Consider the following 21,926-nt stretch of genomic DNA (forward strand, 5'->3'; position numbering starts at 1 on the left):
CCCGCCATGCGCGGTGCCCTACACCAGCCCCTGGGCCAGGCAATCACTAAAGGAAACCATCATGAAAAATTATCGCTTTGTGGCGGTAGCCCTTGCGCTTGCCGTCTTCCCTCTTCTGGCGCTGGGCATCATGGGCTTTGCAGCCACCGATGCCATGGCGGCACCCGCCGACTTTTGGTCCAGCCACGGAGAGATGCTTCGCGTGTCGCTGCTGGACAACATGCAGCACGCATGGCCGGCGCTGATCGCCCTGCGTGCGGACCTCGACGGCCTGACAAAAAAGGCCGCAGCCAAGATCGCCGAAATCAAGGATGACACCGTGCCCGATGCGGCACGATCGATTGAAGGAGAGCATACGGAACTGCTGGCCCTGATTACCACGAAGCGCAAGGAAATTGCCGACGAGGAAGCGCTTGGCGACCCGGCGACCCGCAATCAGCCGAACAACCAGCCGAACGCCACTAACACCAGCGTCAATGACGCGGCCCGCTCCGCCGACATTCTCGATGTCGGAACCCGCGCCGGCATGGCGACGGATGTCATCCAGGAGGCAATCCGGTCAGGCATGACGCTTGATGCGTTCCGCCAGCGCGCCTTCGACCACATGACGTCGCAGCAGAACGGCACCCGCACAGATCCGGTGCGGGTCCAGCGGGATGAACAGGAAACGCGGCGCAACCTGCAGATCGAAGCGCTGTCCTACCGGATGGGCGCTCCGATTCCTGCCGCCGGTCCCAGCGCCGGCGCGCGCGAGCGCATGAATGACGGCCTGATCGTCCTGGCGATGGAGTGTGCTCAGGAGCGAAGCTACCCTCGCAACCCGCGCCAGATCGAAGAGCTTTTCGAACGGGCGTCGCACACGACCAGCGATTTCCCGATTATTCTGGAAAACTCGCTGAACCGTACACTTGAACAGCGCTATGCACTGGCCCAGCCGACCTATCGCCGGATCTCGCGCCAGCGCAACTTCCGCGACTTCCGTCCTCACACCACCGTGAAGATGGGTGATTTTCCGCTGCTGGAGAAGATCGCGGAAGACGGTGAAATCAAGTACGGCACCCTGTCGGAAGGCAAGGAAACCCTGTCCGTGCTGTCCTACGCCAAGGCGCTTTCCGTGTCGCGTCAGCTGATGATCAATGACGATCTGGGCGCTATCAACGACATGTTGTCGAGCTACGGCCAGACCGTCGCGCTGTTCGAGGAAATCACCTTCTACGCATCGGCGCTCAATGGTGTACTGGCCGATGGGAACCCGGTGTTCCATGCATCGCACACCAACCTGGCCGGCGCCAACGCAGCTATCACCGTGGCGGCTGTCGCGCTCGGGCGGGCTGCCATGGCGAAGCAAAAGTCGCTTGACGGCAACCCGCTTCTTTCCAACCCGCCTGCACTGATCCTCACTGGCCCGGACAAGATCACCGAAGCGGAAGCACTGGTGCGGACCATTACGCCCTCGACGGTTGCGGAGGTCAATGTGTTTTCCGGGCGCCTCACTCCGTTCGATACGGCGCAGGTGTCCGGCAACAACTGGTATCTGTTCGCGGACCCGTCCGTTGGCAGCAATTACCGCTGGGGCTACCTGGAAGGCTACGAAGCGCCGCGCGTGCGGCTGGACACGCCGTTCGGTCGCCAGGGCATGGCGATGTCGGTCGAACACGACTTCGGCGCTGGCGCCGTGGATTTCCGCTTCGGCTACAAGAACGTCGGCGCCTAAGCGCGGCTCTCCTTGATGCCTGAATAGACGCCGGCGGCGTTGCCGCCGGTGCTTCTCTCAACTCAAATCTCCCAGGAGACAGGACCATGAAAAATTATGTGCAACCCGGTGACGTCTTGACCGTCGCCGCCCCGTCCGGAGGTGTTGTCTCCGGAGCTGCTGTCGTGATCGGCAATCTGCGCGGCTTCGCATCCGCGACGGCCGCCGCAGGCGACGATGTCGCCATCGCGCGCTCCGGCGTCTTCAGCACGGCCATCAAGGCTGCTGGTGTAGCATGGGCGGTCGGCGATCTTATCTATCTCAAGGCCGATGGAACCGAGTTCAACAAGACCGCATCCGGCAACACGCTGTTCGGCTTTGCTTCCGAACCGGCAGATTCCGCCGCCACGACTGGCAAGATCTGCCTGACCTAAGCCAGGCGGAGGATAACACCCATGACAGATTTCTCCGATCTCGCGGCGCTGGCGCGTGGCACGGTTGGTGCTGTCATGGGTGAGACGATCACCGTTGTGCCGGTGATCCGTCAGGGTGGTCCGAATTCATCGATATATGTCGTTGATCCATTACGCGCGTCATTCGATGTGCTGGCGATTCCTTACAAGATCATGACCAACGTGCCGGACGCACGCGGGGGCATGCAGGTCGGGGTGAGCGGTTCCGAGCGGACGCCACTGCACGTGGCGCAGGACACGATACTGGCCATGGACAGGCCTGCAATCAACCTGGTCGACGGCGACAGGGTGCAGCGCTCCGACGGCTCCTGGTGGGCCATGCGGGCACCGCAGGCCGACGAAGCGGGAACCGTCATCATTTCGATCTATCGCTCAAGCGAGGTTGCCTGATGTTGTTTTCAACCGCGCTGCGGCTGGCTGCCATCGAGTGCCTGTGCCCCACTTCGGCGCTGGCGGGTTCGACGACGGCGCCGACACTGGCCGGTCTGAATGTGCTTGACAGCAAGCGACCGGCGATCGGCGATCTTGACTTGTCAAAGCCATATACGCCGGTGGTCTCGATCTATTCGGGTGAGGCCACGTCGACGTTGCGCGGGCCGGCTGCCGCGTCGAACGACAGGGCGGCCATGGCAACACTGGAATTCGTGGCGGAGCTGGCCGAATCGATCAAAGGTGAAGACGGCGGACCAACGGTCGATGCGATTGTCGCGACAGATCCGGAGGCACTGATCGTGCTGGACGCGCTGGTGGCGCAGATCCGCCGGACACTTGAATATGGGCCTGACGGCGCCTTGTTCCGCAAGATGAGAATCGGCTCACCGATCGAGATCAGTTGCGAGCCGCATGCGGTGCCGGAACTCGATCTCCGGTTCTGCCGGATTTTCATGACCATGACGTTTCACGCACCAGACGATGTCTATGCCGATGCCGCCGGCTTGCCGGAGCCCGCCGCGACGCTGCTCGCAAACCTGCCGAACGGTTCCTATGCCAAGGCACGTCTGACGGCGCTTGAAGCGGCGTTCACGCAGATTACCCGCACAGACCTGACCGAAATCACGATGTCGACTGATCCGGACTTCGAGCCGGACCCGGAGGCCGAGCCTGATCCGTATGCCGGCGTAACTGCCGTCATCACACTGGAGTGACCCTGATGAAATCCTACAAACCCGCCGAGGGCGCGCCGCTGCTGCGCACCACGGAAGGCGAAGCATTCCCGGAGTGCGGCAAGATGATCGACCCGGCGAACCGCTATTACGCGCGACTGATCAGCGAGGAGGCCCTGGTGGCTGTCGACGATGTTGCGCAGCCCGAACCTGAAACCGAAACCGACAAGCCGGCGGCTGCTGCCGGATCCAAAAGGGAGACACGCAAATGAGCGTACCTGCAAATCTGGTCGCGCCGCTGTTCGCATTCTCGGTCGAGAGCGGCGGCCAGTTCGAAGACCTGGCGCCCGTCATCATGTACGGCCACAAGACCGACGCCGGGTCGATGGCGAACAATGTCAAGGTTTCCTGCGCAAGCCGTTCCCAGGCGCGTGCGCTGGCCGGCAAGGGCTCGATGCTCGAGCAGATGGTGACCGTGTTCCGCAAGAACGCGCCGACGCACCCGCTTTATATCGTCTCGATCGCGCCGAGCGGCACTGCCGAGACCCGCACCATCACCGTCGGCACCGTGCCGGCAGGCGGCGGCACCGGGATGATCTCGATCATGGGCGAGATGGTGTCGATCTCGATTGCCGCCGGCGACAGCGCCGACACGGTGGCGGCCGCGATCGACGCGGCGATCAACGCCTATGACAATGCGCAGTCGGGTCATGCGCTGCCCTACACATCGACGGTGGCCACCAACGTGGTCACCATGACGGCGCGCCATCTCGGCGCCTATGCCGCCGAGATCGGCGTCAGCGTTCCGGTGCTTGACGGCTCGAACGCGCTGACCGGTGTGCTGACAATTGCGGAAGGCGTTGCCGGGGCGGGCACGCCCGACACGGCCACCGCCAATGCGGCGATCGAGGAAGACGACTGGTCGTTCCTGATCTCGGCCTTCGGCGACGCCACCAATGTCGGCAAGTACGACACTTTGCTGTCTGAAGTGTCGGGCCGGTGGAGCTATGCCAACCAGCGGTTCGGCATCGCCTATTATCCCAAGCGGGACAGCCAGGCCAATCTGATCTCCTATGGCGAGGGGAAGGACACATGGAAGCTTTGCGCGGTTCCGACCTTCACCTCCGGCGGCCATGCGGAACCCGGCTACTTGTGGGTGGCGGCGATGATCGGGCGCGTGGCGCCCTGGCTTGCCGGTGGCGCGACCGGCGATGTGAACCGCAACCAGACCGGCCTGGTGGTCGAAGGTCTTACCGCGCCGTCGGCCGGCGCATACTGGCCGGATCTCGCGACGCGCAACGCCTTTCTTGTCGCCGGCATGTCGTCATGGAGCGTCAACGGCAATGGCAGGGTGGCCGTCGACAAGATCATCACCCATGCCCGCACCACGTCGGGCGTGCCAGACACGACGTTTCGCGACATCCAGAAGCCGCACGCGCTGATGTATTCGCTGCGCTACATACTGGCGCAGCTGGCGTTCGAGCATTCCAACAAGGTGATTGCCGACGACAATCCCGGCGGAGTCGGTTCGATCTCGACGCCGAAGGACATCGAGGCCACATGCTATCACGCCTATGTGGATCTCGAACTGCGCGGCGTGCTGGAGAATTCCGCCACGGCGCTGAGGGACATGACAGTGACCCGCAACGCCGACAACCCGAACCGTGTCGACGCGGAGATCCCGATGGATTTCACCAATCCGCTCGACATTTTCTCGGGCCTGGCCCGCGCCTACTCGCAGTTTCGTAATTGAAGCAGACCCGGCCGCCGCGGTAGCCGGTTGATCCCAATTCCAACAAAGGACCATCACAATGGCTGGTAAAGATTTCGGCGGGCAGATCCGCCTTCGCCTGTCCAATGGCACCTCACTGTCGTTGCGCGGCACCATGACGCTGAAAACAACCGGTCGCGTGGTCGAGGCAATTCGCAACCAGGACGGCTCGATTGACCGTGTCTCGACGCTTGCCCCCTATGGCTGGGAGATCACCTGCAAGGATGACGGCCAGGATTTCGAGGCATTGCTCAAGGCCGACAGATTCGACGCCACCTTCATCGAGGATGACAACGGCAAATCGCATTACTACACGCGGGCATTTTTTGTCGGGGACACATCGATCAATCGGATGAACGGCGAGGTCAGCGGTCTTGGTGGCGCTGCCGAAACCTACAAGTCGAAGGGCTGATCCATGGCCGGGGAAAAGACCGTCCGGCTGTCGCGGCGCTATGAAGCGCATGGCCGGACATTTGACAGCCTGACCTTCCGCGCACCGGTGATGGCGGATTTCGAAGCGATCGGGGAGATTGCCGAGACCCAGCCGGCGCCGGGGGGCGGGAGCATGGTGATTTCCCATGACGACCGCATCTGGAAATACCGCGACAGGTTGATGAAAAGCGGTGCGGACCTGCCTTCCTCGACCGATATCGACCAGCTGGATCTGGGCGATGCCATCGCGGTGAAAGAGGCTATCACCGATTTTTTTATTCAAGCGCGAGGGAAGCCCTCCCGGAGCGCGCCCTCCGAGTTGCCGCCGACCTCCTGATCTTCAGGTTCGGGTTTGGCTTTGAAAGCGTGATGGCGATGACGCCATCGCAATGTCTGTCCTGGGCCGCACGCGGCCTTGAAGCCGGAATCAATCGATGAGCAACCGCACAATCGAAGCCATTATCCGGCTGTCGGCGAAGCTTGGGCCGATGGCGGCTTTCGGGCAGCTGGGCGCCAAGCTGACGGACGTCAACAACAAGGCCGCGAACTTCAACCGCACCCAGACCATGGTGGCGCGCAGCGCCAATGCCGCAGGCCTGGCGCTGATGCGTTATGCGGCGCCGGCGGCGCTGGCCTATGGCGCCAAGGCGGCGGTGGTCGAGTTTGCCAATATCGAGCGGACCCTGACGCGGATCGGGATCAATGCCGACGCCAGCCGCGCACAGATGGCGGGTGTTTACACAGAATTGCAGCAACTGGCGCAATCGACCGCGACCCCGGTGGAGAATATCGTGGCGGGGCTGGATTCGCTGATCGCGTCGGGCAAGTCTCTGGAAGAGGCAATGGCGCTGATCGGTTCGGTGTCGGCGACGGCGCAGGCGGCGGGCGCGGATTTTGGCCAGATGGCGACGACGGCCGACGCCGTGTCTAACTCCTTCGGCATTGCCGGAGAGAGCATGCAGTCGGCCTTCGATATTCTTGCCCTTGGCGGCAAGGCCGGAAAGTTCGAGCTGCGCGACATGGCGGCCGAACTGCCCTCGCTGGCGCCAGCTTTCGCGGCGCTCGGCTATGCCGGCGAGGACGGGCTCAAGCGCCTGACCGCGGCGTTGCAGACCGTGCGAATGGAGACAGGCACATCGGGCGAGGCTGCGACATCCTTCATGGATGTGATCACGAAGATGAATTCGGTGACGGTGTCGAACAATTTCGCCAAGCAATTCGGCATCGACATCCGCGAGGAAATGGAACGGGCAAAGGCCGCGGGCGAGGATACGCTGGAAGCCTTCATCCGGCTGTCGAAAGAGGCGGTCAATGGCGACATGTCGAAACTGCCGCTGCTGTTTACCGACAAGCAGATGCAGATCGGCATGCGGGCGCTGATCAACAACACCGAAGAACTGCGCGATCTCTATGGCGAGCTGGGCAGCGCCGCCGGAACGGTCGCCAAGGACCTGGCGCGCGTGACGGACGATGCGCAGGCATCGATCGACCGGATGGCAAATTCGTGGGAGCGATTCAAGACCAGTTTCGGCGAAAAGCTGGCTCCCGGCGCGACATCTGTCCTGGACAGCCTGACTGACGGTACCGAGCGCAAGACGGCGATGGACCGGCAGTTGGAGAAGGAAGGCAAGGGTTTTCTGGCGCGCGAGGCCTGGTACATGGCCAATTCTCCGCTGATTGCCGGAGGCGACCAGAGCGCTGCCGCCTATCGCAGCAAAGCCTGGCAGGGCGGCTATCGCACCGACGAGGACCGCAAGATGATTGCCGGTTACGGGGCCTATGGAGAATCCCGCAGCGCGGCTCCGGCCTTCCGGATGCCGAGCGGAGCAATGCCCTCAGCCGGGCCGATCGTGACACTGCGGGATGGAACGGTTCTTGCCGCGGCTGCGCAAGGCGGCGCCGCGGTGCCTCTGCCGAAGGCACGGCCCAACCAGACCGACATGGCAATAGAAGCCTCTGACGCGGCCCGCATGGCGGCAGCACGCGGCATGCGGCGCGAAGGCATGAGCCCGCTGGGCGGAATGCTGCCATCCGCGTCCGGCTCATTCGGGGCCATATCCGTGAGGCCGGGCGAGACTGTCGGCGAGATGCAGGGGTTGCTGGCGCGGCTCGAGGAAGCCGGATCGCAATCGGCGACGGAGATTGCCAGGGGTGGCGAGGATGCCGCGACCGCGGTGCGCGCTTCCGGTGACGATATCGCCCGCGGCGGACAGGACGCGGCGGCGGCTATCCGCGACGCCGGCGCCTCGCTGGCCTCGCAGATCCGGGCGGCGATCAGCGGCGCGTTTGGCGCAGGTTCTTCGCCCGCCGTCTCCGGCAATCGCGGGCGCACCATGCCTGCGGCCGGGCAAGCCGGAAGGGCGCAATAGAGATGCCGATGCGTGATTGGGCGAAAACACTGCGGCATGCGTCGTTCCGGGGCGTGCCGTTCTGGGTCGATGGTGAGGATCCGGAGGTGGGTCGCCGCGTGGTGGCGCATGAGATCTCCGGCGGCGACGCCTCGCTGACCGAGGACATGGGCGCTCGAACCAAGACGATCTTTGTCGAGGCCTATGTGGCGGGCGACCTTGCGGACGTTGCCGGTCACGCGCTGGAGCGGGCCTGCGGTGCGCCGGGTGCGTCGCTGCTGATCCTGCCGATGGATGCGGGCGAAACGGCGCATTGCCTCTCCTGCTCGCGCAGCCGGCGCAAGGACAGGAACGGCTTCATCGCCTACCGGCTGGAATTCATGAAGGCAGGCGGGGCGGTGGCGTTCACGGCCAGCGGGCTGGGGCAGCTGCGCACGGCATTCGATGCCGGCGTTGCAGCGGTCTCGGTGCTGATCGCGGCGCAATTCTGATCGGGATGACAATGGACCAGGTATTGACCATCCTTTCCGGGCTGGCGCGGGAGCTCATTCTCGATGCCGACGACCTGGCGAGCGTCGACGCGCTTGCCGTGGCGGCGCAGGCCGGTGGGGAAAGCGGCGTGACGGCGCTTCTGCAACTGGCGCGGCTGACAAGCGAGGCGGCCGACGATGCCGGCGCTGTGACGGACGCCGTCGACCGGGTGCAGGACGACAGCGCACTGTGGCGGATGGCCGGGCTGGTGGTTGTGTGCTTCGCCGCAGTGCGGGCGGACTACCCGTCACGGCAGGATGCGCAGGCCGCGCGGACCGCGATCAGCGCCCGGGCGGAGATCGTCTACACCGAGGTCTCGGCCTACGGACCGGAGACGCTTGCCTGGCTGATGTCGCTGACCGGCGTCGCTACGCGCTATCTGTCGCGGACGGCGGCGGAACGGGCGCCGGCGGTGCGGGTCGAGACCGGCATATCGCTGCCCGCGACGGTGCTGGCCTATCAGCTTTACGGCGATGCAGGCCGCGCCGGTGAACTGGTCGATCGCAACCGGATCAGCACATCGCTGCTGATGCCGGTGAGCTTCGAGGCGGTGGCGCCGTGACGCTGGAGACAATCGTGTTTTCGGTCAAGGGCAGGCCTTTGCCGCACACGTCCGCGACGCTGGACGAATCCGCCGAAGAGGCTGTGCGCAATGCGGTGTTCGATGTGGCGTGGACGGGGCCCGGCATTCCCTGCGCGCCCGACGACGAGGCGACGATCACCATCTCGGGGGAATTGTGGGGCACGGGCTATGTGCGCGACGTGCGCGGCGCCCATGACGAAAACAGCCGGACCTATGCGGTGAGCTTTGTTTCGAAGACCTGCGACGCGACGGAATGTTCGGTCGATGATCTGGAAGGGCTGAAGCGCGACGCCGACCTCGGCGACATCGCCGAGGCGTTCGACAGCTACGGCGTCGGCGTCGAGATCAAGGCCAATACCATCAGGAAATCGGTGCACAAGATCCGCCCAGGCGAGACGCTGTTCCAGACACTGGAGACAGACGCGCGGGCGCAGGGCGTGCTGATCTATGACAGCCCGGAAGGCAAACTGGTGCTGGCCGACAAGCCGGAAGGCCGACACGCCGGCGCGCTGAGGCGCGGGGTCAATATCGAAAGCGCCTCGGGCAGCCTGTCGGGCGCCACCAGCTTTTCCAAGGTCAAGGTGCGCGGGCAGGCCTCGATCGGGGTCAGCGCCTCTGCGCTGCGGGCGGAGGCCGAGGCGAAGGGCGCAAGCCGCCGCAAGCGGGTGCTGATCGTGCCGTTCGAGGGCGAGGCCACATCGGAGCGGCTGAAGAAGCGCGCCAAGTGGGAAGCCCGGCGGGCGAGCGGCGAGGGCGTGACCTGCACGATCACCGTGCCCGGGTTTCGCGACGAGGCCGGACGCTTGTGGCAACGCAACCGGCTGGTCGAGGTCGACGACGACTGGCTGGGGATCGAGCAGGACATGGTGATCGCCTCGGCAAAACTGTCACAGGACGGGGCGGGCGGCACCACGACGACGCTTTCGCTGAAGGATCCGCGTGCACTCGGCGGCGACAATCCGCGCGGCAAATCGAATGATGCCTGGGCCGCTCCCGGCTCGGCAGATGCAGACTACCGGGAAGGCTGAGAGATGTTTGACGGAAACCTGACGCGGTTCGAGCTCGACGGCACGGTCGAGCACCGCGAGGGCCAGCAATTCGTCAACGGCAAGGGCTTTGCCGGCGACCGGTTCGAGCGGGTGCACCGTATCGAGCCGCATGGATTTGCCAGCAACCCGGTCAAGGGCGGCATCGGCGTGGCCATGTCGGCGCGGGGCAACCGCGATTCGGCCTATGTGTTCGGCGGAGAGAACCCCGGCCTGCGGCCATCGGTCGATTTGGGCGGCGTGAAGATCTACGACCATACCGGCAATGTCGTCTCGGTGGTGCAGCCGGAGATCCGGATCGTGCATTCCGCCAAGGTTCACATCATCGCGCCGGAGATCATTCTCGAAGGCGTCGTCTTTCTCGGCGGGCCGGGGGCATCGCGACCGGTGTCGGCGGAGGGGACGCTCGACAGCGCAGGCCATGCCGAAACCAGCAACTTCGCAGCCGGTGTGTTTGCGACATGAGGATCATCCCGCTTGCGCCCACGGCCGAGCCGCTGCTCGATCCGGACCTGGTCTGGGACGGGCGCGTCGGCGACCTGGCGACAACATCGATTGACGATCCGGTCAACCCGGGCGGGCTGCGCGCCACCCAGGCGCTGGCCACCGCCATCCTGATCTGCCTGATGACCGATGCGCGCGCCGACGAAACAGAACTGCGCGACGGCGACATCAACCGCGGCTGGGCCGGCGACAGCTTCGACCGCGACCCCGGCGAGCCACCGCTCGGCTCGAAGCTCTGGCTGCTCCGGCGCCGGGCGCTGACCGCCGGTATCGAGACGCTGGCCGAGGATTATGCCCGGGCGGCGCTGCAGACGCTGATCGACCAGGGCGCGGTGGCGCGCTTCGATGTGACCGCTGTGGCCGACCGGCCCAATTCGAGGCTTGTGCTTTCCATCGCCGGCTACGGCCGCGACGGCAGCCAGGTTCATGACCAGAAATTCGCAGTCCTGTGGGAGCAGCTCAATGGTGTTTCCGATCCGCTCAATCCCTGACCTCACGCGCCGTACCGGCGGCTTCGCCGCCTGGCGCTCCGGTGGGGCGCGGAACGGTCCGCGGCGTCCGGTCGGACGCTTCGTCGCCTGCGGCGACGTGGCCAGCTCTCTAGTCCTTTCGGAGATCCGTTAATGGCCTTTCCCATCCGCTCGCTCGACGAGATCTCGGCCTCGGTTCGCGGGGCCATAAGGCAATATCTGCCGGGCACCGACGCCAGCCTGATGCAGAACGTGCTGCGCGTCATCGGCAAGGTGGTGACGCTGCTTTCGCATACCTACGAGCTGCGGCAGCAATGGATCTTCAAACAGCTGTTCCTGACGACCGCGACCAGCCCGGCGATCATCCGGCTGCACGCCGCCGAATACCGCATCCTGCAGAAGCCCGCCTCGGCGGCCGCCGGCGCGGTGACCGGCACGGCGCAGGCCCACGCCACCTATCCGGCGGGCGTGCGCTTCGTCTCCGCAGGCGTCACCTATGTGACGACGGCGGGCTTCACCGCCAATGCGGTGGGCCAATTCACGGCGAGCGTGCAGGCCGAAAGCGCAGGCGCTGCCACCAACCGCGACGCCGCGGCGGAATTGCTGCTCGCCGACCCGGCGCTCTACCCGACATTGCCGACTGTGGTGGCGGTGGGCGCGGGCGGTCTTGGCGGCGGTGCGGACATCGAATCGATCGAGGATCTGCGCGCCCGCGGCCTCAAGCGCAAGGCCTCGCCACCGCAGGGCGGCACCCTGCCGGATTATGAGAACTGGGCGCTCGAGGTGCCCGGAGTGGTCAGCGCATGGGCCGCCAATTTCGCCAATGGCATCGGCACGGTCGGCGTCTGGATCCTGTTCGACGGACGGCCAAACGGCATTCCCGAGGCTGGCGATCTCGCCGCGGTCGACGCCTATATCGAAAATCTGCGGCTGGTGCGCGCCGGCTACTTCACGGTGGCGCCGGTGGCCAAGCCCGTCGATCTCACGATTGCTCTGTCGCCCGACACGTCAGCCAACCGCACGGCTGTGACCGACGCGCTGACGACGTTCTTCGACGCGACGCTACAGGACACGCGGCTGCGGCCCGGCCTGCCTGACGATCCGTTCACGCTGCCGCTGGCGTGGATATCGGAAGTGATCTCCACCGTGCCGGGCGAAACCGGCCATGTGCTCACAGTGCCGGCCACCGGCCCCGTGTTCCAGCCTGGCGAGTTGCCGGTGCTGGGCGCGATCAGCTGGTCATAGCGACATGTCGACATGGCATGTCAATGACGACTGGACCGATTTCTACGCGGTCGATGGCGGGCCCGTGTTCCGGGTCGATCCCGATGACGGGTTCTCCGACCTGGAGATAGACCCGCGCGACGCGGAAGCCGCGCCCACGGTCGAGGGGCTGCTCTATGCCGGCCTGTCGCTGTGGCCGAGCGGCCCGGCCTGGGGCACGCCGGATGGCGAGGCGCCCTCGACCGCGAGCAGGATCGCCGGGCTGACGCGGGCGCTGCTTTCGGCGTTCGCGGAGCTTTACGCCAGGGCCTGGCGGCTGACCGAGGAATCGCGGGTCTCGTCGCTGGTCGACAGCATGGACGAATGGGAAGCCGATTTCGGCCTGCCGTCGGACTGCGCCGGCGATGGCCAGAGCGCGGACCAGCGGCTGGCGACATTGCGGGCGCGGGTGGCGCGGCTCGCCACCATCACCCCGGCCGACGTGGTGCGGCTTGCCGCCCGGCTCGGCTATGTCGTGGCGATCGAGGAACCGGACGCCTTTCTCTGCGGCGAAAGCACATGCATGGGGCTCGGCGAACTCTCCAACGTGGCGCTGGAAAGCCAGTGGGTTGTGCTGGTTCGCGATGCGCCGTTCACCCAGTTCGAGGCGGGCATCGGCGAGGCCGGGGTCGACCGGCTGCTCGATTTCGACCACGGCACGCTCGAATGCGAGATCCGCCGCATCTCGCCTGCGTGGACCATCGTTGTCTTCAATTACGCCGAACAGCCGCTGGGGCTTTATCTCGTCACCGAGACCGGCGCCCGCATTGTTACCGAAACCGGCAAGGCGCTGATCATGCCTGTTCTTGCTTCATCCCTCTGACACTGACGGAGACATTCCGATGAAATATGTCCAACCCCTCGGCGAGGCCGCCGACGCGTCCTATGTCGACGGCAACCGCTCGGCCGGCACCAAGGGCTCGCTGGTGCCCGCGGCGGCGGTCGAAAATCCGCAGCGCGAGATCGACCACGTCATTTCGTTCTTCGGGCTGACGCCTGCAAACACGGATCTGCAGCAACTGCGCAAGGCGATCGAGGCGGCGATCGCCGCGGCCACCGGCGGAGGCGACACCTCGCAATTCTTACTGATCAGCCAGGCGCGCTCCCGATTGAAGTTCTTTCCGGAGATCGAGAGCGCCGACGGCAAGATGAACGTCACCAGCCCGTCGGCCGGCACGGTGCAGGTGCCGACATCCGTCACCTTCACGCATCGCGGCAGCTATCCGGTCTCCACCTCCGATTATCTCGAAGCCGCCCGCACTTTCGACACGCTGGCCAACAAGACCTATCACCTGCGCTGGAACCCGGTCGATGGCTTCACGCTCGAGGATCTTGCGGACAGCGGCTACAACCCGTCGGTCCTGGCCGAAAGCAATGTCGCCTTCGATAGCACCTATGATGACATGCTGATTGCCCGCATCGTCACCAGCGCCGGCAACGTGGCGACGATCACCAACCTGGTGAACAGGGACAGATATTCGACGACGGTGGGACGGGCGGCTTTTGTCGATATTGGTGGAGCTGGAGCGCAAACGGACACCTATGTGCTCGATCTAGCGCGTACACCGGAAATCGCCCTATCGAAGTTTTCGCAAAACACCACGGGAAGCGCAAATGACGGCGGTGAGACGGCGGTCTTTCCAACCGTTAAGACACGTTATTCGCTTTCAGTGCAGAGTTACACGATTTCCAACGGGACGACTTATGCAACCGTCTATGACTATACGGTGTGGCTATGACTACCCAAATCACTCCTGCTGGACTCCCGCCGGCATCAGCCGCCAATGACGCCCACATCTTTGTCACAATGCTGGCGGGATTTGCCCAGGGGCTGACGATGGCGCAGGTCGCGGAGCGCGTGCGGCAGATCATCGTCGATGACGGTAACGCCGCGCTCGACACCTGGGTGGAGGTGGTCGCGCAGATCAAGGACAATGAGGACGGGCTGGCGTCGCTGGTCGCGGCGGTGGCCAGTAAGCTCGATCTTGATGGTGCCAACATAGGCGCGGGGGCGGGAACGCTTCTGACGGCGCTTGGTTTCTCGGCCTTCGTGCAGGGACTGAATGGAGTTGCTGACGCGGCTGCGTTTCGGACGGGCATCGGTCTGGATTTTAGCGGCGCTCTTGTCCGGTTGAGTGCAAATGCAACAATCGTCAACTCGACAGCGACAGCAATTGCGTGGAGTACAGAACTGGAAGACGCCGGCGGCTGGTGGACTGGGGGAGCACCAAGCCGACTGACCGTACCAGCGGGCATTTCGAGAGTTCGGGTCAAAGCAAATATCAGGTGGGATACTGTAGCTGCCGGCGTCAGGTCGCTTGAAATTTATAAGAACGGCGCAGCCTTTGCCGGTGGAGGTGCGGTCGTTTCGGACGGTTCGGGGAGCGGTTCAACACAGCAGGTGTGTAGCGCGCCAATAGCTGTGAGCCCAGGTGATTACTTTCAGGCTCTCGTCACTCATACGCGTGGATCTGATCTCTCGGTACTCAATAGTAGTCAGACCTTCTTTTCGATTGAGGCAGTGCGATGAAAATCATCTTTCCGAGTGACAGCAACCTTGACCAGTATGTAAGCAGCCAGCAAAAGTTCAGTTCAATCGTCGGCTCGGCTCGCGGCTATCCATTTGTCTCAGCATCCGGCATCTCTGGCAATCAGTCCTCGCACTTTCTGGCGCGCGTCGAAGCGGACGTAATCGCTCAAAATCCACAAACGTGCGTGGCCGGTTTCGGCACCAACAACGCCGCATGGGCGCATGAAAACGACATCTCCAATGCCACGATGACATCGAGCTATATCTCGGACATGGACGCCGCCACGGATTTGCTGCTCACGGCAGGCATATTCCCGGTGCTGTTCACGCCCCCGCCCGCCCGCATCCCGGAGATGTGTTTCCGGCTTCCTCATCTGGTCGATGCGCTCGCCACCCTTTGCGACAGCAAGAGCATCGGATTCGTCAACATCTATGACGCTATCGCCGGCGTTGCCATCGAAAGTTCAAAGGCGTCGTTCCTGGCGTTGTATCTGGCCGACCCGGACAAACATCATCTGGCTGCCGCAGGCCATGCTTTCATCGGGGACATGGACTGGTCGGCAATTCCGGCCCCGAATATGCCAACACTTGGCGCAGTGCTGGACGAAACGCACAATGGCAGCTTCGGCAACGTCAATGGCGGCACGTTCCGGGTTGTGATACCCACGGCAGCAATGAGCCAGCCGGGAACGGTGACAATGGAGCGGGCGACGTTCCAAGGCCATCCGGATGAGCCGATCACGTTCAGCAAAGTGTTTTCCGGTGCGCAATCGTCCGGTGCGAACGCCTCAAGCCTTGTTCCGATGCGCATCAACGGGCAAACGGCATTCACGGTCCCGCAGGGGGGAAAGATCACCAGCGATCCCTACCCTTCATCTGGGGGGCCACGAATTTTCACGGGTCACTGCAATGGCGGATCGGGTGCTGATAGACTCTCGGCGAAGACGAGCGTTCCGGGCGTCGCAACATTTTACAAGCCGGGCGACGAAGCTGCGTGTTTGAGTGTCTCCGGTTTTACCGGCTATTCCGGCTATCTGTCCCTGGTCACTGAAATCCAGACGGACGGGTTTTAACGCGGCGAAGTCCACACGCACTTTCCGTCGATCGTGCCATCTTCGCGCATCATGCTGGCAAGCCACGGCTGCTCCCAGAGGCGAATGCAGTTTTCCGCCTGGGGAGGCTGCGGCGCGAACATGTAAAGACCGACAACGCCGACATAGCCTACGATGCCCATGAGGACAGAGACCAGAAAGAGTCGCCATGTAATCGGCCCGGGCTTGGCGGTACTAGTGGAGGAACTCATCTGGGTGTGCCTTCAACGATCTTCATGGTGTCGTCCGCGAACTGTTTCAGTCCGGTGATGTTCATGTGGGTTAAGTTAGCATAGAAAGCCGGATTGTCGAGGTAACCGTCCGTTCTGATGCATCGATCGCCTGCCACGTCGATGCAGGCTGACTGCGCGATGTCGAACAGCGCTCTGACCTTGATGGGGTCGTCGCCTGCGGCTTCGATTCCTCCAATATATATAGGAGAGACAAAGAGGAACGCTTCGTCGGATACTTGCTGGGCGAGAGTATAGTTGGCGCGAAGGCGGTCAGTAAATTCCTTTCGGAAGGGCTCGAATTCGTCCAGATCGACAAAGTACCCAGGATCCACGGTTTTGATGTCGACCGGCCCTTCAAGGCGCACTTGATGCGGATCACTGACCATGCCCAGCCATTGTAGCCCCCAAGGCCGAAGCAGAGCGAACTCGAAGAGCGATGCGCGCCGACCCTCATCGCATTGCATCGGGCGGCGACTGTAGTGAACCAGAGTGTAGGCTTCGTTTACGATCGGGATCTCGAGGATCAGTTTTTGGGCGCGAATATTGCGAGCCCTCATTTCGCACAGCGATGCGTGAAATGACATCTCAAGATCGCCTGACAGAACGCCAGCGTTTACCGCGCCGATGGCGGTTGGATAAGCGAACTCTGGTGCGAACGGATAGCCGTAAGTGAAGGAAGATCCGATGGCCAACCTGTCAATCTTTCCATCACGGCTCTCCAAATAACCGCCGATCAACGACGCGTAGAGTGGACTTTCAAAAGCGCGTACATCGAATATCCGCTCGTCATAGCTCATCATGAAGAACGTCACCGCTGCGCTAATTGCAAGGTGTGCGGCACCAGCTGTAGCGGCTGCGAAAAGAGCGGAAAGGAGAAGGCGCATGGCCAGCATGCGCTAACGGCTGGGGTTGAGGACTACGGCCTCATCGCGGGTGAGAGAGGCTACGTCCGCACAGATATCTAAATGCATAATGTCCCATTGCCGCGTCGGCATTGTCATTTCCATGACCCCTCCTACAACGCAGCGTGGGCCCAAGCAACCCGGACCTTCTCCGGGGTTTCACGTCTACCGGGCGCTTTGCCGTGCCCATCACCACAAGGACATCACCATGCAGACGATACGCGATCTTCAGGAGCGCTTGAAGGCGCTCGGCTATAATCCGGGCATTGTCGACGGCGCCATGGGGCCGAACACGCGCAAGGCCGTGCGGGAGTTCCAGGCCGACCACGGGCTGGGCATCGATGGGGTGGCGGGGCCGCGCACCTGGTCGGCGCTCGACAGGGCGCTGACCAGGAAGGGCGCGCCGGCCGGCACCGCGCGGCCGACGCCTCCATGGGTTGACGAGATGATGCGGCGCAAGGGGCTGCACGAGGGCAGGGACCACGCGTCGCTCTCGGCCTGGCTCCGCTCGGCCGGATCTGCCGTCGACCCGGCGCGCACGCCCTGGTGCGGCGACGCGGTGGAAACCGCCATCCTGCGCGCGCTGCCCGATGAGCCGGTGCCGGCCAACCCGATGGCCTCGATCAACTGGCTGAAATTCGGGCGCGAGATGAAGACCCCGGCCTTCGGCGCGGTGCTCGTCTTCTGGCGCGGCTCGAAATCCGGGTGGCAGGGCCATGTCGGCTTCTATGTCGGCGAGGACGCCACCCACTACCATGTGCTGGGCGGCAACCAGTCCAACGCCATCACCATCACCAAGATACAGAAGGGGCGGCTGCGCGACGGCGGCATTCGCTGGCCCGCGGGCTTCCCGCTGCCCGCCGGCGGACGCGTCATCGCCGATGGCGGACGCCTGGTCGAAACCACGAACGAGGCCTGACCATGAACCGCCCGCCCTGGAAAGAACGTCGCCGGCGCATCGATCTCGCGCTGATCTTCTGCGCCGGCCTGATTGTCTGGCTGTTGTGGCGCAACACCGGCAGCGCCGTCGACCAGGCAGCCATCACCACGGCCTTCGGCGTCTGCGTGATCCTGCTCTCGGTCTACACCGGAGCGGCCACGATAGACGACAACAACGTGATGAAGCACATGGGCCCGGCCGCCTATGACGACCGGGCGCCGGGGCCATGACGCTGGCTCTTGTGGGCAAGGCCGCGCTGCGCATCCTCGGCTTCACCATTCCGGTTCCGGTGACGCTGATCCTCGCCGCGCTGGCATGGGTGCAGTTCGACAAGTCGTCCGCCATCCGCAGCGCGGTCAACGAGCGGGTGAAGGAGATGGTGGCGGGTGCGGAGATCGAAGCGCTTGAAGCGCAGATCGCCGCCCAGCGCCAGATAGCGGCCCGTTCCGCCGAGGCTGCGCGTGAGGCGCAGCGGCGGCTCACGGTGGAGGCGACAGCCCGGACCAACCTTTCGATGCGCCTCATGGCCATCCAGACAGAAAACGAGATCCTCAATGACGACCTGGCAGATCTGCTTTCGCGCCCTGTTGATCGGGACTGCGCTGTTGATGCTGATGTTCTTGGCCGGCTGCAATCCCGATAGGTTCGCCCGCGCCGGCAGCATTACGGCCGAGGCCGGGCAGGTGCCGGCTGCACTCGCAGTCGCCGACGAGGAACGCCGCATCGGCCGCACCCTGCCGGCCTATCCGGATGACTGCCGCCGACAACACCGCTCCGGCGTTGCCGCCGGCGACAGGCTCGATGCGGCGCTGATCAGGACGGACCGGGCGCTGGCGCGCGCCAACGGACAGATCCGGGAATGTGCCGGCTGGTATGACGAAGTGAGAAAAGGGGTGGCGCAGTGACGGACACGACGCGCGAACTACTGGCGACTATTGCCGAGCAGGTCAGAAACCTGAACACAAAGCTCGATGAAACCCGCGTCGATTTGAAGGAGTCCGAAGAAAAGTCAGACAAGAGCCGAGGGCATATGCACAACCGTATCGACGGCGTGCAGAAGGAAATTCATGATCTTCGGCTGGAAACCTCCGGCCAGGCATCCGCCCTTGAAGGGCTCAAGGCCTCCGTCTCAGATGTTCAGAAGGTTACGGATGACGTGAAGGCGATGCGCCAGCAGGCGCAAGGGGCAGGCACGCTCGGTCACTGGCTCATCAAGATCGGAATTGCGGTCCTTGCCGTCGCGGGTTGGCTGGTGTCCGCCTATACTTATCTCACCGGAAAGCCGCCTCCGTAGTCTACCGCCGTCCCCGGGTGGCCAAAAGCCCTTGCAGGGGCTTCAGACAGCGGGCCTATTGGCATAGGGAATCCCGCCCGACAGCACCAGAGATACCGTCGCACCCGGGCCCTCGCGGGCGTTAGCGGTGTGTCAGAAAACGGGTCTCACCACAATGACCGATCTCTTTCCCTTCACAGAAGTCCGCCCCGTCTCGCCACCGGCAGCCTATATCGGCGGCAAGAAACAGCTTGCGCAGCGTGTCGCATCCATCGTCGAGCAGATCCCGCACGGGATTTATGCAGAACCGTTCGTCGGCATGGGCGGCGTCTTTTTCCGGCGCCGGCAAGCGGCCCGGTCAGAGGTGATCAACGATCGCTCGGGCGACGTGACGACGTTGTTCCGGATCCTGCAGCGGCACTATCCGCAGTTCATGGATGCGCTCAAATTCCAGATCACCAGCCGGTCCGACTTCGACCGGCTCAGCAAGGCGGATCCGACCACACTCACCGACCTCGAGCGGGCGGCTCGGTTCCTGTATCTGCAGCGGCTGGCGTTTGGCGGCAAGGTGAGTGGCCGCAGTTTCGGTGTGGATTACACCGGCGGAGCTCGCTTCAACGTCAATCTCCTCGGGCCGCTGCTGGCGGAAATTCACGAGCGTCTTGCCGGAGTGACGATCGAGAACCTGGACTGGCAGGCATTCATCGATCGCTATGACCGGCCAGAAACACTCTTCTATCTCGACCCGCCCTACTACGGCAACGAGGACGACTACGGCCCTGGAGTCTTCAGTCGGTCAGATTTTGCAAGGTTGGCAAAAGTGCTGGTCGGCATCCAGGGCCGGTTCATACTCTCGCTCAACGATCGTCCGGAGGTGCGGGCTGTGTTCTCCGGGTTCCGTTTCGCCGACGTCGGCCTGACATACACGCTGCACGGCGGCGAGGGGAGCAAGGTGGGCGAGGTCATCATTTTCGACAACAAGGAGCCTTCGCCGGCGAACATGCCAAGGGGGTGACACTCAACCCGTGGTGCATATTCTGCTTTTCTGGCTCTCGTGCTATCCTGACGCACAATTGAGACGATTGGTCCAGCGTGAATCCCTTTACGAATTAAATACGCGGACCAGAAATTCGATCAAGACTCAGTCGCGGCTTCTTGCCCAATTTGAGCGGCTACAAATACCGGGAAGTCGTTGTCTCCATAATGCTTTTGTATTGCAGGGCCAATTCCGAAGGTGACTTTCTCAGCAAGCTCTTGGACGGGGTGTAAACGAGAACGAACTTCCTTTATCAAGCTTTCAAGCTCAATCTCGTAAGGTGCCATCTCGGCAACTTCACTTTCGGTGAGTCCAGAAGTAAGCACGCCGTCCTCGGTTGCCGTATGGCGTTTTATTATTTTTTTCAGCTCTCCCCGCTTCTCGGAATAACTTTGGAGAGCAGCAATTAGAACACTGTGCTGCATGAGCATGTCAGTGGCGGCATAGACAATTTCATTCGCCTTAGCCTCCATTAATGGGGCTAGTTCTGATGCCTCTATTTGGTAAATCTGGTTGCTGGATACGATCGGCAGCACGCGACGCCAGAAGGGATAATGGGACAAGCCTCTTTCGTTGGCCTCGGAGAGAGATTGATCAATTGAGTTTTTAATCGCGACCACATCGGACAGCACTAAGGACGCTTTCATCATCAGTTTTAGAGCCTGTCCTTTCTGTTCTTGGTCTCTGACTGCTTTGTCCCTTTCAGCGGTGTTTGCTGCTGACTGCCTAGCCAGTATCCAAGAGATTACACCTCCGACCACCGCACCGAGTAGTGCGCCGCCAAAACCGCTGATTAACGTTGCAAACTCTGCGTTCATCGCTCTAAGGTAGCATAGACGTTTCGCTCCTGCTCGCCGGATTCGTCATGTTTAGAAAATTCTTGTGGATTTCTAGCATCAGAGCCTCGCCATTTTGTGATTGTCATCCTCCAAGCCTAGGCTGGCTTTCCTCTCCATCGGTCGAAAGCAGGGGCAGTGGTTGCGTTTCTGCCGCATTTGGGCTTCGGTGATCCAAAAGGAGATTGGCAGTGTGCAACCTCTACAACATCACCATAGGCCCGCAGGCGATCCTCGAATTCACCCGGTCGGTGGTCAACCACGCGGGCAATCTGGAGCCGGGGAAGGTCTACCCGGATTACGATGCGCCGATTGTGCGCAACGGCGAGGGCGTCCGCCGCGAGATGGCGCGCGCGCGCTGGGGCATGCCGACACCGCCCAAATTCATCAAGGGCAAGGCCGACAGCGGCGTGACCAATGTCCGCAACGTGTCGTCGCCCCACTGGCGGCGCTGGCTCGGCGTCGAGAACCGCTGCGTGGTGCCGGCAACCGAGTTCTCGGAATATGGCAAGCTCCGCGATCCCGCCACCAAGCGGTTGCCGCTGCACTGGTTTGCCCTGAACGAAGATCGGCCACTCTTTGTCTTCGCCGGCATATGGACGCGATGGACCAGCGTCCGCAAGGTCAAGGAAGGCGAGGTCGAAGCCGACATCTTTGCTTTCCTCACGACCGAGCCCAACGCCATCGTGGCGCCGATCCATCCCAAGGCGATGCCGGTGATCCTGACCACTCAGGAGGAAATCGACACATGGCTGTCGGCCCCCTGGGAGGAAGCGAAGGCGCTGCAGCGGCCGCTGCCGGACGATCAGCTGCTCGAGGTCGACGCGGCCTAATCCCCGCGCGGAACTTTTCCCGGCCTGGCGGCTTG

Annotated in this window: 28 protein-coding genes; 26 read left to right on the plus strand and 2 right to left on the minus strand. The window is 63.0% G+C overall.

Annotation, left to right across the window (positions count from 1 at the left end):
• Window positions 1-61 precede the first annotated feature (61 nt).
• The 19 genes from HPDFL43_RS08735 to HPDFL43_RS08825 all read left to right on the plus strand — a co-directional run bounded on the left by HPDFL43_RS08735 (window position 62) and on the right by HPDFL43_RS08825 (window position 15,820).
• Entirely contained in the window at window positions 62-1,714 is a 1,653-nt protein-coding gene (locus HPDFL43_RS08735) for a phage major capsid protein (RefSeq protein WP_040449153.1), read from the plus strand.
• Window positions 1,715-1,800: 86 nt separating this feature from the next.
• Window positions 1,801-2,127 (plus strand): DUF2190 family protein, encoded by a 327-nt coding sequence (locus tag HPDFL43_RS08740; RefSeq protein ID WP_007196951.1) that lies wholly within the window; start codon window positions 1,801-1,803, stop codon window positions 2,125-2,127.
• A 21-nt stretch (window positions 2,128-2,148) separates the two neighbouring features.
• The gene (locus tag HPDFL43_RS08745) at window positions 2,149-2,556 is read left to right on the plus strand and encodes a hypothetical protein (RefSeq protein ID WP_007196952.1); all 408 of its coding nucleotides are present in this window, start codon (window positions 2,149-2,151) and stop codon (window positions 2,554-2,556) included.
• On the plus strand, window positions 2,556-3,311 hold the full coding sequence (locus tag HPDFL43_RS08750) for a hypothetical protein (RefSeq protein WP_007196953.1): 756 nt from the start codon (window positions 2,556-2,558) through the stop codon (window positions 3,309-3,311). Before HPDFL43_RS08745 ends, HPDFL43_RS08750 begins: the two co-directional genes overlap by 1 nt.
• 5 nt (window positions 3,312-3,316) lie before the next feature.
• Window positions 3,317-3,541, plus strand: coding sequence for a hypothetical protein (locus HPDFL43_RS08755; protein ID WP_007196954.1), 225 nt, complete (start codon window positions 3,317-3,319; stop codon window positions 3,539-3,541).
• On the plus strand, window positions 3,538-5,022 hold the full coding sequence (locus HPDFL43_RS08760; protein WP_007196955.1) for a sheath protein: 1,485 nt from the start codon (window positions 3,538-3,540) through the stop codon (window positions 5,020-5,022). The genes HPDFL43_RS08755 and HPDFL43_RS08760 overlap by 4 nt, the downstream gene beginning before the upstream one ends.
• Before the next feature lie 58 nt (window positions 5,023-5,080).
• Window positions 5,081-5,452 (plus strand): phage tail tube protein, encoded by a 372-nt coding sequence (locus tag HPDFL43_RS08765; RefSeq protein ID WP_007196956.1) that lies wholly within the window; start codon window positions 5,081-5,083, stop codon window positions 5,450-5,452.
• A 3-nt stretch (window positions 5,453-5,455) separates the two neighbouring features.
• Entirely contained in the window at window positions 5,456-5,809 is a 354-nt protein-coding gene (locus HPDFL43_RS08770; protein WP_007196957.1) for a hypothetical protein, read from the plus strand.
• Between the two features lie 97 nt (window positions 5,810-5,906).
• Entirely contained in the window at window positions 5,907-7,841 is a 1,935-nt protein-coding gene (locus tag HPDFL43_RS08775; RefSeq protein ID WP_007196958.1) for a phage tail tape measure protein, read from the plus strand.
• 8 nt (window positions 7,842-7,849) lie between these two features.
• Window positions 7,850-8,311 carry a DNA circularization N-terminal domain-containing protein gene (locus HPDFL43_RS08780; protein WP_040450029.1) on the plus strand — a complete coding sequence of 154 codons (462 nt, stop codon included), beginning with the start codon at window positions 7,850-7,852 and terminating at the stop codon, window positions 8,309-8,311.
• Window positions 8,312-8,322: 11 nt separating this feature from the next.
• Complete coding sequence (locus HPDFL43_RS08785; RefSeq protein WP_040449155.1) at window positions 8,323-8,913, plus strand: hypothetical protein; 591 nt, start codon at window positions 8,323-8,325, stop codon at window positions 8,911-8,913.
• A complete protein-coding gene (locus HPDFL43_RS08790; RefSeq protein ID WP_007196961.1) occupies window positions 8,910-9,962 on the plus strand; it encodes a phage baseplate assembly protein in 1,053 nt (350 codons plus the stop codon). The genes HPDFL43_RS08785 and HPDFL43_RS08790 overlap by 4 nt, the downstream gene beginning before the upstream one ends.
• Before the next feature lie 3 nt (window positions 9,963-9,965).
• On the plus strand, window positions 9,966-10,445 hold the full coding sequence (locus HPDFL43_RS08795; protein ID WP_007196962.1) for a phage baseplate assembly protein domain-containing protein: 480 nt from the start codon (window positions 9,966-9,968) through the stop codon (window positions 10,443-10,445).
• On the plus strand, window positions 10,442-10,975 hold the full coding sequence (locus HPDFL43_RS08800; RefSeq protein ID WP_007196963.1) for a phage GP46 family protein: 534 nt from the start codon (window positions 10,442-10,444) through the stop codon (window positions 10,973-10,975). Before HPDFL43_RS08795 ends, HPDFL43_RS08800 begins: the two co-directional genes overlap by 4 nt.
• A 132-nt stretch (window positions 10,976-11,107) precedes the next feature.
• On the plus strand, window positions 11,108-12,199 hold the full coding sequence (locus tag HPDFL43_RS08805) for a baseplate J/gp47 family protein (RefSeq protein ID WP_007196964.1): 1,092 nt from the start codon (window positions 11,108-11,110) through the stop codon (window positions 12,197-12,199).
• 4 nt (window positions 12,200-12,203) lie between these two features.
• Window positions 12,204-13,040: a putative phage tail protein gene (locus tag HPDFL43_RS08810; protein ID WP_007196965.1), complete on the plus strand. Its 837-nt coding sequence runs from the start codon at window positions 12,204-12,206 to the stop codon at window positions 13,038-13,040.
• Between the two features lie 19 nt (window positions 13,041-13,059).
• Window positions 13,060-13,956 carry a hypothetical protein gene (locus tag HPDFL43_RS08815; RefSeq protein WP_007196966.1) on the plus strand — a complete coding sequence of 299 codons (897 nt, stop codon included), beginning with the start codon at window positions 13,060-13,062 and terminating at the stop codon, window positions 13,954-13,956.
• On the plus strand, window positions 13,953-14,747 hold the full coding sequence (locus HPDFL43_RS08820) for a hypothetical protein (protein WP_007196967.1): 795 nt from the start codon (window positions 13,953-13,955) through the stop codon (window positions 14,745-14,747). The genes HPDFL43_RS08815 and HPDFL43_RS08820 overlap by 4 nt, the downstream gene beginning before the upstream one ends.
• Window positions 14,744-15,820 (plus strand): SGNH/GDSL hydrolase family protein, encoded by a 1,077-nt coding sequence (locus HPDFL43_RS08825; protein ID WP_007196968.1) that lies wholly within the window; start codon window positions 14,744-14,746, stop codon window positions 15,818-15,820. Before HPDFL43_RS08820 ends, HPDFL43_RS08825 begins: the two co-directional genes overlap by 4 nt.
• Before the next feature lie 226 nt (window positions 15,821-16,046).
• On the opposite strand, the gene HPDFL43_RS08835 is transcribed toward HPDFL43_RS08825, so the two are convergent.
• Complete coding sequence (locus HPDFL43_RS08835; protein ID WP_007196970.1) at window positions 16,047-16,964, minus strand: hypothetical protein; 918 nt, start codon at window positions 16,962-16,964, stop codon at window positions 16,047-16,049.
• 112 nt (window positions 16,965-17,076) lie between these two features.
• Between HPDFL43_RS08835 and HPDFL43_RS08840 the strand changes: the two genes are divergently transcribed.
• From HPDFL43_RS08840 to HPDFL43_RS08865, 6 genes are all read left to right on the plus strand, one after another.
• The gene (locus tag HPDFL43_RS08840; RefSeq protein ID WP_210165631.1) at window positions 17,077-17,892 is read left to right on the plus strand and encodes an NlpC/P60 family protein; all 816 of its coding nucleotides are present in this window, start codon (window positions 17,077-17,079) and stop codon (window positions 17,890-17,892) included.
• 2 nt (window positions 17,893-17,894) lie between these two features.
• Complete coding sequence (locus HPDFL43_RS08845; RefSeq protein ID WP_007196972.1) at window positions 17,895-18,143, plus strand: hypothetical protein; 249 nt, start codon at window positions 17,895-17,897, stop codon at window positions 18,141-18,143.
• On the plus strand, window positions 18,140-18,556 hold the full coding sequence (locus HPDFL43_RS08850) for a hypothetical protein (RefSeq protein ID WP_007196973.1): 417 nt from the start codon (window positions 18,140-18,142) through the stop codon (window positions 18,554-18,556). The genes HPDFL43_RS08845 and HPDFL43_RS08850 overlap by 4 nt, the downstream gene beginning before the upstream one ends.
• Entirely contained in the window at window positions 18,522-18,818 is a 297-nt protein-coding gene (locus HPDFL43_RS08855; RefSeq protein WP_007196974.1) for a hypothetical protein, read from the plus strand. The genes HPDFL43_RS08850 and HPDFL43_RS08855 overlap by 35 nt, the downstream gene beginning before the upstream one ends.
• Window positions 18,815-19,207: a DUF1515 family protein gene (locus HPDFL43_RS08860; protein ID WP_007196975.1), complete on the plus strand. Its 393-nt coding sequence runs from the start codon at window positions 18,815-18,817 to the stop codon at window positions 19,205-19,207. Before HPDFL43_RS08855 ends, HPDFL43_RS08860 begins: the two co-directional genes overlap by 4 nt.
• A gap of 154 nt (window positions 19,208-19,361) precedes the next feature.
• Complete coding sequence (locus tag HPDFL43_RS08865; RefSeq protein ID WP_007196976.1) at window positions 19,362-20,201, plus strand: DNA adenine methylase; 840 nt, start codon at window positions 19,362-19,364, stop codon at window positions 20,199-20,201.
• Window positions 20,202-20,320: 119 nt separating this feature from the next.
• Here the strand turns inward: HPDFL43_RS08865 and HPDFL43_RS08870 are convergent, their stop codons facing one another.
• Window positions 20,321-21,040 (minus strand): hypothetical protein, encoded by a 720-nt coding sequence (locus HPDFL43_RS08870; protein WP_007196977.1) that lies wholly within the window; start codon window positions 21,038-21,040, stop codon window positions 20,321-20,323.
• A 209-nt stretch (window positions 21,041-21,249) separates the two neighbouring features.
• Between HPDFL43_RS08870 and HPDFL43_RS08875 the strand changes: the two genes are divergently transcribed.
• Window positions 21,250-21,891 carry an SOS response-associated peptidase gene (locus tag HPDFL43_RS08875; RefSeq protein WP_007196978.1) on the plus strand — a complete coding sequence of 214 codons (642 nt, stop codon included), beginning with the start codon at window positions 21,250-21,252 and terminating at the stop codon, window positions 21,889-21,891.
• Window positions 21,892-21,926: the final 35 nt, after the last annotated feature.

This window comes from Hoeflea phototrophica DFL-43, from assembly GCF_000154705.2.
Classification (GTDB): Bacteria; Pseudomonadota; Alphaproteobacteria; order Rhizobiales; family Rhizobiaceae; genus Hoeflea; species Hoeflea phototrophica.